The organism is Ruegeria atlantica (assembly GCF_013032005.1).
Lineage (GTDB): Bacteria > Pseudomonadota > Alphaproteobacteria > Rhodobacterales > Rhodobacteraceae > Ruegeria > Ruegeria atlantica_A.
This window is the reverse complement of the sequence record NZ_WQBE01000009.1, coordinates 141,451-157,729: the sequence shown is the minus strand read 5'-3', so window position 1 is coordinate 157,729 and position 16,279 is coordinate 141,451. Positions and strand designations below refer to the sequence as shown.

The window sequence follows — 16,279 nt, the reverse complement described above, 5'->3', positions numbered from 1 at the left end:
CGGCTTCTTGTTCGCCTCACGGGCGATTTCGATGTCGGATTTGTAGCTCATTGGGTGCTGGGCTCCGTGCAAAGTAGGTTTAACGAACTCAAACCCGTCCGCAACTGCGACCGGGGAGGAATCGAATACTTTCTTTACGGTAAATAATTTTTCCCTTGGGTCAACCTTGGAAATACGAGGACATGACCGAAAGGGCATTTGTTACCCACTGGGGTCACGGATCACGCGTAACGTTTGCGCACCGCGCTAAGCCCCAACAACCAATCCTCAACGATGCGTAATTCCGGGAATGCTTTTTGCGTTGGGCTTTTAAGAAGATAATATCCAGACTGTGTTCGCACCGAGACGTCCTGAATTGGTCTGACCAACGCGCCGCTTTCAAGCAGTGGGTCGACAAGATGGGCCCAACCCAATGCGACCCCCAATCCATCGACTGCAGCTTGTATAGAGAGAGGATAGGTGTTGAAGGCCACAGCGCGTTCCATCAATGAGGTCGAAATATCATTGCCGTTGAACCACGTGTGCCATGTCATCCATTCCGCGTGACTACTTGTCACCTCAATCAGATCCAACTCTGGCAAAGCAGTTAAATCTGTCACCGTCGGATTACTATTGAGATACTCCGGGCTGCAGACCGGGAAAACAGTTTCCCCAAATAACAGTTGAGCATCATATCCAGGCCATTCCCCATCCCCGCGTAATATCGTCAAATCCATCGAATCTGACAGGCACTCTGCATCACTGTCGGAAGACACCAACGAAATACGAATGCGATCATTAGATTTGTTGAATTTTCTTAGCTGTGGCATCAACCAGAGTGACGCAACCGAGTTGGTCGCAGAGATCGAGACTGTGTTGGCCTGATGTTTAGCCAGCATGTCACGGCTAACATCCCGCATCAGGTCCAGCGACTTTTCCACAGTTGCCAACAAAATCGCACCTTGCTGCGTCAGCGAGACCGAGCGATGACCTCTGACAAACAGCGGAACATCATAATGTTGTTCCAACAGTCGCACCTTGCGGCTGATTGCCGTTTCCGAAATGTTGAGCACCTTGCTGGCCTGCGCAAAACTCTGCGCCTTCGCAGCCGCTTCAAATGCCAAAAGGTAATCGAGCGGTGGAAGGACCTTCCCGGTAATTGGCGCTTTCTTTGGCATCTGAAGGCGGTTTCCCAATCTGAAGATGATCGCAATCAAAAACATTTGCCCGTTTCGACTGGAAACCGATCAGGCAACTGACTGTTAAAATAGTGAAAAGTCAGATTTGCCTCAAGAATTTATAGGCAATGCCTCTCAAATTTCTGTTCTGCGTCTCGTGAAAACTTAGGCAGAATGAGAAAATTCGGGGCCGGAAGAGTCCGCAGATAAGAAATGTACGTCACTCAGGGAGCAAACATGAAACTCACAAACCTATTTTCTGCTGCAACCTTGGCAGCGGTAGCGGGCACCGGAGCGTTCGCCGAAGACAGCAGCGATCCGATCGTCATTCCAATTCACAACTGGTCCAGTCAGATCGTGATGTCTTACGTTACAGGTCAACTACTAGAAGAGATCGGTGACAACGTCGAATACGTCACAACAGACAGTCAGGCGGTCTACGAGTCGGTACGCTTGGGCGATGTCACACTTGAGATGGAAGTCTGGGAAGGTGCATTTGGCGCATCCTTCCGCGCCGCGCTGGAAAAGGGTGGTCTGCATGATGCAGGCGATCATGATGCAGTCACGCGCGAGGATTGGTGGTATCCGATGTGGACTAAGGAATCCTGCCCTGGCCTGCCTGATTGGCAAGCTTTAAACGACTGCGCGCATCTTTTCGCAACAGCGGAAACCGGGGACAAAGGCCGGTATCTGGATGGACCCGTCGACTGGTTGAAGCACGGTAAGGAACGTGCCGAAGCGCTTGATTTGAATTTCACGGTTATCAATGCGGGTTCGGCTGCAGCCCTTTGGGCCGAGATCGGAGCCGCAGAGGCGGATAAGAAACCTGTTCTGGTCTTCAACTGGACACCCAACTTTGCCGAAGCTGTCTGGCCCGGTGAGTTTGTTGAATTTCCGGCCTGGGAAGATGGTTGCGACAAAGATCCATCCAAAGGTCCGAATCCCGATGCGTTGTATGATTGCGGAAACCCAGCCAGCGGTTACCTGAAAAAAGCCGCGTGGGATGGCATGAAAGACAAGTGGCCGGCTGCCTACTGCGTATTGACTGAAATTTCGTTCACCAACCCGCAAATCGCGGAAATGGCCAAGCTGGTCGATACAGACGAGCTGGAACCGGAAGACGCAGCAGCCGAATGGCTGGACGCTAACCGCGCTGTTGTTGACCCCTGGATCAGCGCCTGCAGTTGATAAACCGGTCATTCGCGACGAAACTGGCGCGGCCTTGCCGATCTCGGTGAAGCAAGGCCGCGCCTAACAAGAAAGTAGGCAGCCATGTCCGCCACAGCGCCCGTCATCTCAGCCAAAAACGTCTGGAAACTGTTTGGAGCCTCTCCTGAGACCTATCTGAAATCTATGCCCGCGGGTCGCAGTTTCGACGAGATACGTGCGGACGGTTACATCGCCGGGGTCAAAGACGTCTCGATTGAAGTTGGCCGGGGTGAAATGCTGGTCATCATGGGGCTGTCCGGATCAGGCAAGTCTACTCTGGTACGGTGCTTTTCACGTCTTCATGACATTACCGGTGGCACGATTGAGGTTGACGGTCAGAACATCATGAGCCTGAGCGAGCGCGACCTGATCGAGTTGCGACGCAACAAGATGGGCATGGTGTTCCAGTCCTTCGGTCTGCTGCCGCATCGTACGGTTCTGGATAACGTGGCCTTCCCGCTGGAAATGCGCGGTCAGGATCGCCATGACCGACGCGAACGCGCATTGGAAGTAATCAAGCTGGTGGGCCTTGAGGGTCGTGAAGAATATTTCCCGCGCGAACTCAGCGGCGGGCAACAGCAACGGGTCGGCATCGCCCGGTCCCTGGCGATTGAGCCGGATATTTGGTTCCTGGATGAACCGTTCTCCGCCCTTGACCCTTTGATCCGACGTGAAATGCAGGATGAATTCCTACGGCTTCAAGAGATGCTGGGTAAAACCATCGTCTTTATTACTCATGATTTTGACGAAGCGCTGCGTTTGGCAGATCGGATCGCGATCATGCGCAATGGCGCGGTTGAACAGTGTGACACACCCGATCAAATCGTCATGAATCCTGCCACTGAATATGTGGCGAAATTTACCGAGGACATCGACAAAGCCCGCGTGGTGCATGCGAAAGGGCTGGCGAAACCGGTCAACGGGCACGCCTTGGAAGGAGCTCCGATCAATGGTGGCGCAACGATCCACGAACTTGCGCGAGTTCTGGTCAATGACAACCGCATCCTTTTGCCGGTTGCAGATGACAAAGGCGTTATCACCGGTGTCCTGGAACGCGACACCGCTCTGAATGTTCTGCTCGGAGCCGAATAATGGCGACGCTGTCCACTGATCTGACGGAGACATCGGACAAGCCGTGGGGACGTACACGGGTACTTACCGCGCTGCTTGCAGTGGCGTTTGCACTGATCCTTGCCAAAGCCGCTGGTATTCTGCCTGAATGGCTGAACCGCATCCCCGAAGCGGCGATCCCACCCACCGCACAAGTTCTGGATGCGATCTTCAACTTCATCCAGAATGACCTGGGCCTGATATACGTCACCCGCTTCATCGCGGAAGGTCCGCTTGAATTCCTGCTGGATACATCGGCCAACCTTTTGGAAGGCAAGCGTCGCTGGCCCTATCTGGGACCGATCCCATGGTCTGCGATTGCCGCCGTTGCCGCGGTTGTGGGTTATGCTGTCGGTGGATGGAAGTTGGCCGCTTTGGGCGCGGGCACCTTTATCTGGACCGCAGCAATCGGCCAGTGGAAGATCGCCATGCAAACAATGTCGGTGATCGTGGTTGCAGCACCCCTGGCGTTCCTGCTGGGGCTGGCTTTGGGTATTGCCGCATGGAAATACGGTTGGTTCGAGCGGGTCCTGAAGCCCATCCTGTCCATATTGCAAACCCTGCCCTTCTTTACCTACCTGCTGCCTGCGGTGATTTTCTTCAAGGTGGGTCCAACCGCCGGGGCCGTTGCAACGATTACGTTCGCAATCCCGCCGATGATCCTGATGACAACGCTGGGGCTCAAGAAGGTTAGCCCCGAAGTGATCGAAGCGGGTCAGATGTCCGGCTGTACTCGCTGGCAGATGCTGCGCCATGTATACATTCCGGCAGCGCGCACCGAAATTCTGGTTGGCGTCAATCAGGTGATCATGCTGTGTCTGGCAATGGTCGTTCTGACCGCCTTTATCGGAATGCCGGGTCTTGGCGCTAAACTGTTGGCGATGATGGGAAGTTTCAAGCTCGGACGATCCTTCGAGATTGGCATCACTATCGTCCTTTTGGCCGTGACTTTGGACCGGATGTCCAAGGCCTGGGTGGTCAAGCAACCAGTTCACTTTGAACGCAACACGCCCTGGTGGAAGCGGCATCAAATCTCGCTGGTCGCACTGGGTCTGTTCATCGGGTTTATCCTGCTATCGCAGGTATTCCCGATCCTGGCTGAAGTTGGCCGCAAACAGCACCTGAGCCAAGGCAAGGAAATTGACGTGGTGATCAAGTCGTTCCTGGCGATCGACGCCATCAAGGGAACAACTGAATGGTTGCGCTGGTTCCTGAACGTCAAGGTTCTGATCCCGTTCCGGGACACGCTGCTGGCGATCCCGACCCCCGCCTTCATCCTAATAGTCGTTGCCTTTGCCTATTGGGTCGGCGGACGCCGCCCAGGTATCTATGCGGCAGTGTTTTTTACCATCGTCGCATTCTCGGGTTGGTGGGACCGGTCGGTGATCACTCTGTATACAGTTATCTCGGCTGTTGCGCTGGCCACACTGATCGGAATACCGCTGGGCGTAATCGCTGCCCGGTCCGAACGCTGGTCGAAAAGCATCCTTCTGGCCTGCGACACCGCGCAGACCTTCCCCAGCTTTATTTATCTTATCCCAGCGATCATGTTGTTCGGTGTCAATGACGTGGCGGTTGTGTTCTCGATCCTGATCTTCGCCGCCGTACCGCTGATCCGGTACACTATTATTGGCCTCAGCAGCGTCCCGCCGGAAATGACCGAAGCCGCCGACATGTCCGGCTCAACCCGTCGCCAAAAGCTGATGTCGGTACAGTTCCCACTGGCTCTGCCAACTATGGCGGTCGGGTTCAATCAGGCCATCATGTTCGCCTTTTTCATGGTCATCATCGCAGCCTTTATCGGCACGCAGGACCTTGGGCAAGAACTTCAGCGAACGCTGGCCGGAACCGAGTTGGGCAAAAACTTTGTCCTCGGCCTGAACGTGTCGCTGATGGCGCTGACCTTTGACATGGCGATCAGCAGCTGGGCGGAACAGCGTAAAAAGCGACTGGGGCTCGATTAAGATGGCACAACAGCAAAACATGCGTACTGTCGCCCGGTTCGACGATACCGGCTTTGTTAGAATGCACATGGACGGTCTGCTCGACGAACAGGTCTGGTGGAAGAATGTCAGCTTTGACGAAGTCACCGGGCAAGGGAGTTATCTGATGAAGATGGCCCCGGGAACGCGCTCGAATCCGCATATTCATCATGGTGCGGAAGAGTTCTTTGTCCTCGAAGGCGATCTGACTGATCACGACGGTTTCAGCTATCGCAGCGGTGACTTCGTCAGTTTGGCCGCCGGTTCCAGCCATTTTTCGCGCACCGAGGCGGGATGCCTTTTGGTGGTCACGCACCGCGGTGCAACCGAGTCCATTCAGGAAGGTGCATTATGAATGTGAAACCGGTTTTCGAAGTGCCTTACGAACGTAGCGGGGTTCTGGCCCCCGGTCTTCCGATTCTACCGCATGGAACGGAACGTCATCCCGTCCCTGGCGCAGGGTCGCGGGCGGTTTCGGTGTCCAAAGGCGACACGATCACATTGCTGGATCGCGATGGGATGCAACCCGCCGAGATGGTGTTCTTTGCCCCCGATCGAAGCTCGGACGCTGCCATGCTTGGCGCGCAGGGGCACGGTCGACCAGAGGGGCTGATTGCGACTCTGGCGAATGGCTCGGTTTCGGGCAAGAAAGTGCTACGCGCGTTAGAGGTTGCAGGTTTCGATATCGGACGCGGGGATGCGATCCGGGCTTTCTCGGATGGATCACGGCCCGGCGACATGGCGCATTTTGTGGCGGAATGCGACGGTCTTCTGATCGTCTCTGCTCCCGGCGAAGCGATGCGACCCGAAGACAACAACCCGCCGACCGACATTATCCTGTACATTCAACGTGCCGCTCCTGGCTTGGAAAAACCCAACGTGGGCCCGCCCGATCCTCTGGCCGACCCACTCAAGGATATCAACATTCAGCCTGGCAATGCCAAATCTTATGAGGTCAAAGCCGGGGAGTTCATCCAGATCGTGGATGTCAGGGGCCGCGAATGTTCAGACTTTCAGGCGTTCAGCCGACGTGCACTGGATCAGGGGATCGAACGCGAGATTGATCCCACCACGACACGTAGCCTGATGGGCAGTTTGTATCCGCAACCAGGCATATTCTCAAAGTACTGGTCGGTGGATCAAGAACCCCTGGTCGAGATCGTGCAGGATACGTGCGGCCGCCACGACACGTTCGGGCTGGCCTGCACAGCTCGGTATTATGAAGACTTGGGCTATCCTGGCCATGTCAATTGCTCGGAAAATATCAACAAAGATCTGGACCAGTATGGCATCCGGCCCCGCGCAGGTTGGCCTGCGATCAACTTCTTTTTCAACACGATGCTGGATGATGACAATGCCATCGGCATGGATGATCCGTGGTCGCGACCCGGAGATTTCGTGCTGCTGCGCGCGCTGACAGATCTTGTCTGCGTCAGTACCGGCTGCCCCTGCGACATTGACCCGGCCAATGGTTGGAATCCAACCGACATTCAGGTGCGAACTTACAGAGCGACCGAAGATTTCAAACGGTCCTACGGCTACAGAAAATCTGCGGAGGCGGATGTGGAAGAAACCAAGAAAACAGCATTTCACGACTGCTTTGCACGTCATACCCGTGATTTTGTCGAATACAACGGGTATTGGCTGCCCAATACGATGACCAATCATGGCGCGATCGCAGAATATTGGGCCTGTCGGGACAAAGTCGCCGTAATGGATCTGAGCCCACTTCGCAAATACGAGGTTGTTGGCCCGGATGCCGAAGAGCTGATGCAGCTTTGCGTGACCCGCAACATGAAGAAGCTGAGCGTCGGTCAAGTTGTCTATACGGCAATGTGCTATGAACATGGCGGCATGATCGACGATGGCACTGTCTATCGGCTGGGAGAGACCAACTTCCGATGGATCGGCGGCAACGACACCAGTGGTTTGTGGCTGCAGGAACAAGCGCGCAAGCGCAATATGAATGTCTGGGTGCGAAACTCTACAGATCAGTTGCACAATATCGCGGTACAGGGGCGGCACAGCCGCGACATCCTCTCGCAGATATTCTGGACGCCACCCCAGCAGCCAACAATTGAAGAATTGCCTTGGTTCCGGCTTACCGTAGCCCGGGTCGGGGATGTGCGCGGAACCTCGGTCGTGATTTCCCGAACCGGATATTCCGGCGAGTTGGGATATGAAATCTTCTGCCACCCCAATGATGCTGTCGAGATTTTCGACCGTGTATGGGAAGTTGGTCAGGATTATGGAATTGCCCCGCTTGGTCTTGCCGCCCTCGACATGTTGAGGATCGAAGGCGGCTTGATCTTTGCCGGGTCCGAATTTGACGACCAGACCGATCCGTTCGAGGCCGGGGTCGGTTTTACCGTCCCATTGAAGTCTAAGACCGATGATTTCATCGGGCGCAGCGCAATTGAGGAACGCAAGGCTCACCCTCACCGCAAGCTGGTCGGGTTTGATATAGAAGGTGGAACAGTGCCTTCTCCGGGCGATTGTGTACGTATCGGAAAAGCGCAGGTCGGCGAAATCACCAGCGCGATGAAGTCACCCATCTTAGGCAAGGTCATCGCCCTTGGGCGTGTTGCATCAACCCATGCGCTGGAGGGGCACGACATTGAGATCGGTCAACTGGATGGGCAGCAAAAGCGCCTTAAGGCAAAAATTGTTCCGTTCCCGCATTTTGATCCAACTAAAGAACGCGTGAAAGGTGTTTACCCCAGTAAAAATGTCCCGGATGCGGCCGAATGAAAACTTGACCGCCAAACAAACGGCCAATGTTGTGGCCGTTTGTTTTCTGGAGCTTGTCATCGCAACTTCACCAACAACTGGTTTCGCGGACAAATGTGACCGGGTTTCCGCGCTTGAAAACTATAATACCACGGGCGTCTCACCGAATGGAGCGATGTGCAAAACGTTTGTCGGCCTGGACAATGTCCAAGGCGTTTCATGCCGATGGGAGTTTCCATTCCGGGACTCTGATGCCATTCGCGCGTTTAACGACCTCTGGACTGAAGTAACACTTTGCAAAGAGGGAACTTGGACGCAAGACGACGGATCAGTCAACCACCCTGATAGTTACGTGCTGAGGGAGCTTTTCACTTCAGAAGGCTTTTTTCGCGTTGCCCAAAAAGATAAGGGCCAAATCAATCGTACATTGGTGTTTTTGAGTCTCGAACATCACAATTGATGCAGTCGGTGTACATCGCCCACCAGCCCCGGAAACCATCATCCCAATGGGTCAGAGGCCAACAATGCACTAACAATCAAACTGGACCAGTCAGATGAGGCTGCTCAGAAATCCACGCATTGAGCCACTCATTCTCTCAGCCGTCGCCGCTTAAGACTTGGTTGGGATAACCACCCGACCACCTAACCCTCCTAACGCGGCAGATTTTCCCAGGTCGAAGTGCGCACCGTATGCATTGAGAAGATCAACCGCGATTGCCAGCCCCAGCCCGCTGCCTCTTACCGAAGTGTCAAGCCGTCCACCAGAGCGTAGCGCTTCGCGTATTGCGTCCTCTGGGATACCTGGGCCGTCATCTTCGATACAGATCTCGACACAGTCTTCGTGACGTTTTGCGGTCAGTTTTACTTTGCCACGACACCATTTGACTGCGTTATCCAGTAAGTTCCCAAGAACCTCTTCTATATCCTGCGTATCCATGCGCACCCAAAGCTCAGGATCGCTTTTGACTTCCAGTATTTTACCCTCTCTCTCAGCGATCGTAGTAAACAACCGTGCGAGACGTTCGACTGAGTGTGAAACGTCCGTACGCGAATGGGTCAACTCAGCCGTGTTTAGAGCCCGGATTCGCGCGAGTGACCGACCGAGTTGAGAGTCGATCCGATCTAAAGCTTCGTCCGCGATACCTGTGTCAACACCGGCCTGTGACATAGCCTGTAGTTCATTTCTCAGAATAGTGGCTGGCGTTTTCAGAGCATGTGCCAGATCAGCGGCTTGCCTGCGTGAGCCGGATACAATGTCCCGATTGCGATGCAAAAGCTGATTCAGATCATCGACCAAAGGGGCCACTTCGTCAGGGTAGTCCGTGGGTGTCAGATTGTCATCCGTGTCCCAACGATGGGCGACATCCGCACGCAATTTACGAAGAGGGCCCAGGATTGCGGACATCAGCATCAATGAACTTGCAACTCCAATCAAGCCAACCAACCCAAACACCGGTAGAAGACTGCGCTGTGCCGCCCGTCTTTCATTGACCAACTGCGCCTGGCTTTCCGCGACACTAATTCCCCAGACAGTTCCATCTTCGAAAGAAATTTTTTGGTATGCGCTGCGCAACGCTTCCCCCTCGGGGCCGGAAGTGTTCCAAAGGGTTGCATCTTCAGAGATGTCAGGTGGTTCAGCGATTGTTTCGTCAAACAAAGACGCCGACGTGTAAACCTCGCCGTTGCCGGTGGTAACTTGCCAGTATCTGCCGGAATATGGCGCGCTGTATGCCGGATCAAACATGAGATCACGCAGGGCATCCGGGTCTTGTGTCGTAACGCTCAACCCAACGACAAGCTGGGTGTGGCGATCTCGAAGCGTAGCGTCGAACCTGTTTGAAATTCGGGCATCGATAAACGAAAAAACAGCCAGAGTGCCCACGCCAACGGACAATGCCCCAGATGCAATCCCTCCAAGCAGTGCCCGTTGACGCAGCGACAACATCAAACTGAATCGATCATATATCCGCGACCCCGGACCGTTGTTATCAGGTCAGGTCCCAATTTGTTGCGCAGCCGGTTTATGAAAACCGCAATGGTATTCGAATCTCGGTCACCGTTATATTCGTAGATATGTTCCGAAAGTTCGGATCTGGGGATCAGGCGACCGGCGTTGTGGGCCAGGTAAGTAAGAACGGCTATCTCCTGGGCTGTTAAGTCGATCGGAACGCCATCAACAGTCACCCGCCCATTGCGTGTATCAAGAACGACATTGCCCATCTCGATAACAGGATTCAGCTGCCCACTCTGACGGCGCAAGATGGCGCGGACACGCGCGGCCAGCTCGGGCAAATGGAATGGTTTGGTCATGTAATCATCTGCACCGGCATCCAACCCATCGACCCGTTCGCTCCAACCATCGCGTGCCGTCAGGATCAGAACCGGAGTTTTTATACCCGCGCTGCGCCAGTCGCGCAAAACCGAGATGCCATCTCGTTCCGGAAGCCCGAGATCGAGGATGATCATGTCATATGGTTCGGTAGTTCCCAGATGCTGAGCATCAACTCCGTTGTGGACAATATCGACCACGCGGCCTTCAGCATTCAGCAGCTTTTTTATCTGTTCGCAAAGGTGCGGTTCGTCTTCTGCGAGTAATACTCTCATACTTTGTTTCTATAGGCCTGCTAATAATTGTTTAACCACTATTTTCTGCCACCGCCATTACCGCCGGAGTTGCCATTACCGTTGCCGCCAGAGTTGCCGTTGCCGCCAGAGTTGCCATTACCGTTACCACCGGAGTTACCGTTGCCGCCTGAGTTGCCATTACCGTTGCCACCGGAGTTACCGTTGCCACCGGAGTTGCCGTTGCCGCCTGAGTTGCCGTTGCCGCCTGAGTTGCCGTTGCCGTTGCCACCTGAGTTGCCATTACCGTTGCCACCGGAGTTGCCGTTACCGTTGCCGCCGCTATTGTTGCTCTGATTGCCCTTACTGCTGGTCTGTCCTTGCGAGTTGGATTTGGCAGAATTGCCTGATGTGGACTTGGCTGCATTTGAAATCTGGCGTCCGATATTTGAACGATTGGGCACAACGACACCGGTTTGAGCATTCACAATAACACTTATGATCTTCCCATTGGGTTTCTTTACGAGGATCCGATAGTAGACCTTGTCAGTCTGGAACGCGCGCGCATCAACCGGCGTTCCACCAAAGACTTTTTCAACGCCTTTTAGAACCCTCTTTAACCTGATGGTGCTGCCCGTCGTTGTCACTTTGCGCAATTCGGATTGCTTTAGTTCGCGCACAGCAGCATGCCCTTCCCCAACCTGGAGAAAGGCGAACAGACAAGCGATGATAAAAAGCTTTCTCATACTCAGTACTCAATATCGCGTAACCGCGCCTCAATTCTACAGATATTAAGATGAACTGGCGATGAACGGTCGGTTCGTCGCAGGTTCAACGATAATAGGCTTAAATTTGTCAGTTAGTTCCCGATTCCGACACGCGCACTCGTGCTGTCATGTTTCCACGCATTTCATCGTGTGTGGAACTTCGCATTCAACAAACGAGGACCGTCATGAAGATCAATACGACCAGCCTAATGAAAGCCTCTGCAATCGCAATCGCCTTGCTGGGATCGACGGCAATTGTTGGCGCATTCACGTTCCCTGATGCCGCCTATGCCAAGCAAGGCAAAGGAAACGGCGGTGGCAACGGTAATGGTGGTGGCAATGGCGGCAATGGAAATGGGGGCGACAAGGGCAACAGCGGTGGTAAAGGCAATGGCAACAGTGCGAGTAGCGGCAAAGATAAAAACAATGGTAACGGGTCAGCCGCATCCACGAACGGAGCAAGCAAAGCGGCCGGAAAATCTGGTCACAAGTCAAAAGGCTCCGCAGGGGTCAATTCGAGGTCTTCTAAGAAGGGTCAATTCTCTCTGAAAGGCTTGCTTGGCGGTAATAAAAAGCAAACTGCCAAAAAAACGCAAAGGAAGGGAATTGGTGGCCTGTTCAAAGGTAGCAAGCCAGTAACCACCGCAAAACAAACAAAGACTACTTCGGTCAAGCGGTCCTTGCGCCCGCCAAGCAGAAAAGCAACGATTCTGGAAGATAGTACGCTTGCGCTTGAACCGCACAATCTCGGCAAGCTAAACGGCGCCATTAACTCCAGCCCCAAAGCAAAGCTCGCGCATGTTGCAAACGGTCAGTATAAGAAAGGTACCGGGCCGGTCAGCCTTGCAGCAGGCCTTGCCGTTGCGGACACCGAATTCAATCACATCATGGGTGAAGACAACACGTTAAGCCCCAAAGACGTGAAAGAAATCAACGAAGCGCTGGATTACTTGGACGAAGCCCCCCTGTCATTGGAGGAAGCTGAGGATATCCTTGCCAATGAGGAAGCCAACCCTGGGACAACTGACCCTGAAGCTTTGGAAGACGCGCAAGCCGTTAAAGATGCACACGACTTAACCACGGATGAAGATGGTAATCCGATTGATCGACCTACGGAAGATCAGTTGGCGGCCGCAGAAGCCGTGCATCAGGCAGAAGACAACCTTTTGGATCACCACAAGGGCGGGTTTTCAGAAGATGACGCCATCGCAACGCAACAGCAGGACAATGTTCTCGACGCTGTACGAGCCTCTAATCCTGACGAGGAAGCCGTCAAAACCGCGCTTGGCAGTTCGTATGACGAAGACAAGTATGATGACGACGATCACGATGAGGATGAAGCCAATACAGATCCGGTCGATGACGGTCAGGCGCCTGAGGGAGAACAAGAGGAAGAACTCGTCAGCAACGGCTAAGTAATCTGCCAACGAGACTCCGGGCGACGCTTTCGCCTTGCATTCGTCTAACATGAACCAGAAAAAGTACCTTAATTCTGAACCTTAGCTTAACACAGCAAAAAAGCCCGCTCGGATTGGAGCGGGCTTTTGCATTTGTGTTTTCCCGGGCAGGACGTTTCCCGCGAAAACTGAGGACGTCAAGATGTAGGGTCAGACGTCCTTCTTGCTCTTTCAAGCTGCTCATTCCTTGCGATAGCTTTCAGAGCAATTTCGACAGGCGGGAAACGCCCGCTTCTGGATTTCGTGCTGTTAGACAAGTGTTTGCGCGCGGTGGAACGTGGCGGTTTCAAGTGTACAGGAACCTGATCCATAGCGCTTTCAGTGGCAGACTTAATCATGCAGTTCCCCTTCCAGGGAGCCAAGTACCCATAACTGTCTCGGCTCGGTGGAAGGAGTATGCGCGATGCCTGTTGAACACCACGAGAACACATTGTTCACCTTTGGTTAAAGTTGTCGCCGGAGCGTAAACAATGTATTGAATTGCTCTTCGCCGCTTGTAACCCAGCTATAAATTTGGGTTGCTCTAAATTTTATTCGAACAACATCAGCCATGCTTGGCTTTGTATCATAGCTTAGCCGTCGATCAGACCAAAAGGGTGTCTTGCTCGGTTTTATGGCTAACGAGGCGCGTTGCAGAACTGGCATTCCATTGCTGTCAACCGAAGTTAGCTGTTTCAGCGTCTCTGGACCTGCGGCCTGCTTGAAATTTTCGATTTAACAAGTGCAACAGTTCGACTTGATTAGAAGCACCCGTCTTCGAAAATACCGAGCTTAGGTGCGAACGCACAGTCGTTGGGCAGACAGTCAGGGCTTCTGAAACCTTTTTAACTGTCATTCCTTCCTTCAGCATAGCGCAAACCCGAAACTCGCACCGGCTAAGCCCTGCTGGATTTTGAGGGCCCAGGATTGGAACATGCTCGGTATCCGAAACTTCTTTCAAATTATGATTGCGACCCTTCTCCAAATACGAGGAGATTGAACCAGGCGTTCGCTTGCACCAACCTGACGCCAGTGTCGGCGCCAACATGGCTAGTAGGTCCAGCTCATATTGGGCAGGTTCATGCCTGAAATGCAGCTCGATGTGATCCACATGCCCGCCGGTTGTATCAAGCGGAACCACGATCACCTCGCCCAGCGCCTTTAAATTGCCCTCAAATTGACGAAGTGTTGCTGTGTTGCCCGCAACCAACGCGTCTGACAACGTCCAAATTGAGCCCACCCGAGCCGTCAGAAAACTTTCACCCAGAACCCGTTCCACCAGAGTTTGAGGTTGAGAGGGCCAAACCTTTCCTTCCTCGCTGCAACACCGGGCAATATATTTTACTTTTCGTTCCACCTTAAGTGTACGTGCAATTAATGCGGCATCCGCATTAACCAACTTTATTAGCTTATATAAAACCTGCGGAATGGAGTTTTTGCTCGTTAAAGCATGCGTCCATTCCATAACAAAATTGAAACTATTTTGCGCCTGGGCGCTCTTGGAGAAAATGATACTCATTACCCTACTAACCAAAACAACAAACGTTGCGAGGCAGAACTTTCTGCCGCGGCCCCACCGCAATTACAAACTTGTTCGGGGTTCATGGGTCCAGCAACTGATTTTAAGGCCATACCTATAGGGCAAAAAAGAGCGAGCAGCTTTCAATACTTGCATAACTATCTGTAATTATGACGTAAAACCTAGATACCGAAAAACAAATTCCCGACACTTGGATGACTTAAAGGAAAGATATAGCGACGAGTATTATTGAGTCTTCCAGCCACAGTTGCACATCGAATCGCCGCATTGTTTCCAGATTGACTGATTCGATTGAAGATTAAAGCCTTGTTAATGCAATGTTTATTTTAATCTCTTTTAAGAAGTTTAAGTGATAAATAAATCATCTATTACATGTATTTTTCCTACTTTTCGCGGAAGGCGGAAGTTTTCATCACCGCTACCGTTATTTCAGAGCCAATGCGAAATGCCTGGCTTGCGCTGTGACAAATGCAGCGTGGATTTCAATTTAACCTTTCGGGGGAAACATGACCAAATTTATGAAGAAGTTTGTCAAAGAAGAAAGCGGCGCGGCAATTGTTGAATATGGCCTTGCCCTTTTGGTTGTCGCGTCAATTGCGGTTGGTGCGTTCTCGTATCTTGGAACCACCACTAACACGAACGTAACGGGTGCTTGCGCAGCTCTGGGTAGCGCGACCTGCTGAACCATTGGTTCCTCGCGATTTGCAAACCACAACAACATTCTGCGCCGTCCCATCCGTGTAGCGGCGCAGAATACACCGCCGGGATTTTCGAAACCTAACCACTGACATTTCGAAATTTTTGAGCGTAACTTTTGGAGACAGAGATGCGTATCAGACCAGTTATTACCACATTATTTGGAATTGCGATTGCTTCAGGCTCTGTGTTCCTGGCGAAGGATTACATCCAATTTAACACGACTGCACCCAGTGCCACGACGAACGCCGATCTCGTTGAGATCTACGTTGCGCGCTCAGAAATCGCATTTGGTCAAACAATAGAAAATCATCACGTCACAACTCATCTCTGGCCACGCGAAGCGCTACCTGCCGGGGTTTTCACCGAGTTAGGCGTACTTGTTCCGGATAATCGCCAACAGCTGCGTCGCGCTAAGGGGCGGTTCTATCCCGGTGAAGTCATGCTTATTTCGAAAGTTTCGAATTTTGGCGAAAAGGTCACGCTGGTTCAAAAGCTGGGTGAAAACACGCGCGCCATGGCGATCGAAGTGGACGCCGTGACCGCGGTCGGCGGATTTGTCACTCCGGGTGATTGGGTAGACATCGTTTTGACACAAGGTGCGAAAATGGATTTGCGCGCTGTGACCATTTTACAGAATATCCGCGTTATTGGTGTGGATCAGCAATCCGAAGAACTGAGTGATCAGCCCGAAATTGCCCGTACGATCACAGTAGAAGTGACCCCTCAGCAAGGTCAGCGCCTGGCTTTGGCCCAAAAGGCCGGCACCCTGAGCCTCACACTCAGAACGTTGGACGGCGTCGAGGATGAACCGATGGAAATGGTCCGCCTGCGCGATCTTCTGCAAGAGGAAGGTCCGGTTGAAAAAGTCGAAGCGCAACCGACAATCATTGTAAACCGCGGCACCGAAACCGAAGTTGAAGTTATACAGAGAAGGTCTCGTGGAGCCGACGACGCGACAGAAGTGGAAGCCGTTCCAAATGCAGAGTCCCGCGATCAAACGGACGCCCAGTCGACACCGGCAGCCATCAACTCTGGCACCAAGCCGAAAGCCCGCTCGCTCAAAGTCAGCCAGAACACTGCACAGTAA

General features: G+C 53.0%; 14 protein-coding genes. 9 read left to right on the top strand and 5 right to left on the bottom strand.

Translation table 11 applies throughout. The annotated features are described in order from the left end of the window. Positions 1 to 221 precede the first annotated feature (221 nt). A complete protein-coding gene (locus tag GOX21_RS16480; RefSeq protein ID WP_170351689.1) occupies positions 222 to 1,157 on the bottom strand; it encodes a LysR substrate-binding domain-containing protein in 936 nt (311 codons plus the stop codon). Between the two features lie 237 nt (positions 1,158 to 1,394). Between GOX21_RS16480 and GOX21_RS16475 the strand changes: the two genes are divergently transcribed. The 6 genes from GOX21_RS16475 to GOX21_RS16450 all read left to right on the top strand — a co-directional run bounded on the left by GOX21_RS16475 (position 1,395) and on the right by GOX21_RS16450 (position 8,648). After that, positions 1,395 to 2,345: an ABC transporter substrate-binding protein gene (locus GOX21_RS16475; protein WP_170378602.1), complete on the top strand. Its 951-nt coding sequence runs from the start codon at positions 1,395 to 1,397 to the stop codon at positions 2,343 to 2,345. 84 nt (positions 2,346 to 2,429) lie between these two features. Continuing rightward, positions 2,430 to 3,458: a quaternary amine ABC transporter ATP-binding protein gene (locus GOX21_RS16470; protein ID WP_170351499.1), complete on the top strand. Its 1,029-nt coding sequence runs from the start codon at positions 2,430 to 2,432 to the stop codon at positions 3,456 to 3,458. Next, a complete protein-coding gene (locus tag GOX21_RS16465; RefSeq protein WP_170351501.1) occupies positions 3,458 to 5,440 on the top strand; it encodes an ABC transporter permease in 1,983 nt (660 codons plus the stop codon). Before GOX21_RS16470 ends, GOX21_RS16465 begins: the two co-directional genes overlap by 1 nt. 19 nt (positions 5,441 to 5,459) lie before the next feature. Then, on the top strand, positions 5,460 to 5,813 hold the full coding sequence (locus tag GOX21_RS16460; protein ID WP_170351502.1) for a cupin domain-containing protein: 354 nt from the start codon (positions 5,460 to 5,462) through the stop codon (positions 5,811 to 5,813). Beyond that, positions 5,810 to 8,209 carry a DUF1989 domain-containing protein gene (locus GOX21_RS16455; protein WP_170378600.1) on the top strand — a complete coding sequence of 800 codons (2,400 nt, stop codon included), beginning with the start codon at positions 5,810 to 5,812 and terminating at the stop codon, positions 8,207 to 8,209. Before GOX21_RS16460 ends, GOX21_RS16455 begins: the two co-directional genes overlap by 4 nt. 4 nt (positions 8,210 to 8,213) lie before the next feature. Further along, positions 8,214 to 8,648 (top strand): hypothetical protein, encoded by a 435-nt coding sequence (locus GOX21_RS16450; RefSeq protein ID WP_170378598.1) that lies wholly within the window; start codon positions 8,214 to 8,216, stop codon positions 8,646 to 8,648. A 150-nt stretch (positions 8,649 to 8,798) separates the two neighbouring features. Here GOX21_RS16450 and GOX21_RS16445 read toward each other — a convergent pair whose 3' ends face one another. The 3 genes from GOX21_RS16445 to GOX21_RS21445 are packed head-to-tail and all read right to left on the bottom strand — an operon-like array spanning position 8,799 to position 11,496. Beyond that, entirely contained in the window at positions 8,799 to 10,133 is a 1,335-nt protein-coding gene (locus GOX21_RS16445) for an ATP-binding protein (RefSeq protein ID WP_170378596.1), read from the bottom strand. After that, a complete protein-coding gene (locus GOX21_RS16440) occupies positions 10,133 to 10,792 on the bottom strand; it encodes a response regulator (protein ID WP_170351510.1) in 660 nt (219 codons plus the stop codon). The genes GOX21_RS16445 and GOX21_RS16440 overlap by 1 nt, the downstream gene beginning before the upstream one ends. Positions 10,793 to 10,830: 38 nt before the next feature. Beyond that, on the bottom strand, positions 10,831 to 11,496 hold the full coding sequence (locus tag GOX21_RS21445; protein WP_217353046.1) for a PepSY domain-containing protein: 666 nt from the start codon (positions 11,494 to 11,496) through the stop codon (positions 10,831 to 10,833). Positions 11,497 to 11,702: 206 nt separating this feature from the next. Here GOX21_RS21445 and GOX21_RS16430 point away from each other — a divergent pair, with 206 nt between their 5' ends. Continuing rightward, complete coding sequence (locus GOX21_RS16430) at positions 11,703 to 12,932, top strand: hypothetical protein (protein ID WP_170378402.1); 1,230 nt, start codon at positions 11,703 to 11,705, stop codon at positions 12,930 to 12,932. 697 nt (positions 12,933 to 13,629) lie between these two features. Here GOX21_RS16430 and GOX21_RS16425 read toward each other — a convergent pair. Then, positions 13,630 to 14,472: a helix-turn-helix transcriptional regulator gene (locus GOX21_RS16425; protein WP_170378593.1), complete on the bottom strand. Its 843-nt coding sequence runs from the start codon at positions 14,470 to 14,472 to the stop codon at positions 13,630 to 13,632. Positions 14,473 to 14,999: 527 nt separating this feature from the next. Between GOX21_RS16425 and GOX21_RS16420 the strand changes: the two genes are divergently transcribed. Next, positions 15,000 to 15,176 carry a Flp family type IVb pilin gene (locus GOX21_RS16420; protein WP_145975006.1) on the top strand — a complete coding sequence of 59 codons (177 nt, stop codon included), beginning with the start codon at positions 15,000 to 15,002 and terminating at the stop codon, positions 15,174 to 15,176. A gap of 143 nt (positions 15,177 to 15,319) precedes the next feature. Continuing rightward, positions 15,320 to 16,279 carry a Flp pilus assembly protein CpaB gene (gene cpaB / locus GOX21_RS16415; RefSeq protein WP_170378590.1) on the top strand — a complete coding sequence of 320 codons (960 nt, stop codon included), beginning with the start codon at positions 15,320 to 15,322 and terminating at the stop codon, positions 16,277 to 16,279.

What these genes read in the sequence shown, in the direction of transcription:
- GOX21_RS16480 (WP_170351689.1), bottom strand. Translation starts at nt 1,157, where the DNA reads ATGCCAAAGAAAGCGCCAATTACCGGGAAGGTCCTTCCACCGCTCGAT.
- GOX21_RS16475 (WP_170378602.1), top strand. Translation starts at nt 1,395, where the DNA reads ATGAAACTCACAAACCTATTTTCTGCTGCAACCTTGGCAGCGGTAGCG.
- GOX21_RS16470 (WP_170351499.1), top strand. Translation starts at nt 2,430, where the DNA reads ATGTCCGCCACAGCGCCCGTCATCTCAGCCAAAAACGTCTGGAAACTG.
- GOX21_RS16465 (WP_170351501.1), top strand. Translation starts at nt 3,458, where the DNA reads ATGGCGACGCTGTCCACTGATCTGACGGAGACATCGGACAAGCCGTGG.
- GOX21_RS16460 (WP_170351502.1), top strand. Translation starts at nt 5,460, where the DNA reads ATGCGTACTGTCGCCCGGTTCGACGATACCGGCTTTGTTAGAATGCAC.
- GOX21_RS16455 (WP_170378600.1), top strand. Translation starts at nt 5,810, where the DNA reads ATGAATGTGAAACCGGTTTTCGAAGTGCCTTACGAACGTAGCGGGGTT.
- GOX21_RS16445 (WP_170378596.1), bottom strand. Translation starts at nt 10,133, where the DNA reads ATGTTGTCGCTGCGTCAACGGGCACTGCTTGGAGGGATTGCATCTGGG.
- GOX21_RS16440 (WP_170351510.1), bottom strand. Translation starts at nt 10,792, where the DNA reads ATGAGAGTATTACTCGCAGAAGACGAACCGCACCTTTGCGAACAGATA.
- GOX21_RS21445 (WP_217353046.1), bottom strand. Translation starts at nt 11,496, where the DNA reads ATGAGAAAGCTTTTTATCATCGCTTGTCTGTTCGCCTTTCTCCAGGTT.
- GOX21_RS16430 (WP_170378402.1), top strand. Translation starts at nt 11,703, where the DNA reads ATGAAGATCAATACGACCAGCCTAATGAAAGCCTCTGCAATCGCAATC.
- GOX21_RS16425 (WP_170378593.1), bottom strand. Translation starts at nt 14,472, where the DNA reads ATGAGTATCATTTTCTCCAAGAGCGCCCAGGCGCAAAATAGTTTCAAT.
- GOX21_RS16420 (WP_145975006.1), top strand. Translation starts at nt 15,000, where the DNA reads ATGACCAAATTTATGAAGAAGTTTGTCAAAGAAGAAAGCGGCGCGGCA.
- cpaB (WP_170378590.1), top strand. Translation starts at nt 15,320, where the DNA reads ATGCGTATCAGACCAGTTATTACCACATTATTTGGAATTGCGATTGCT.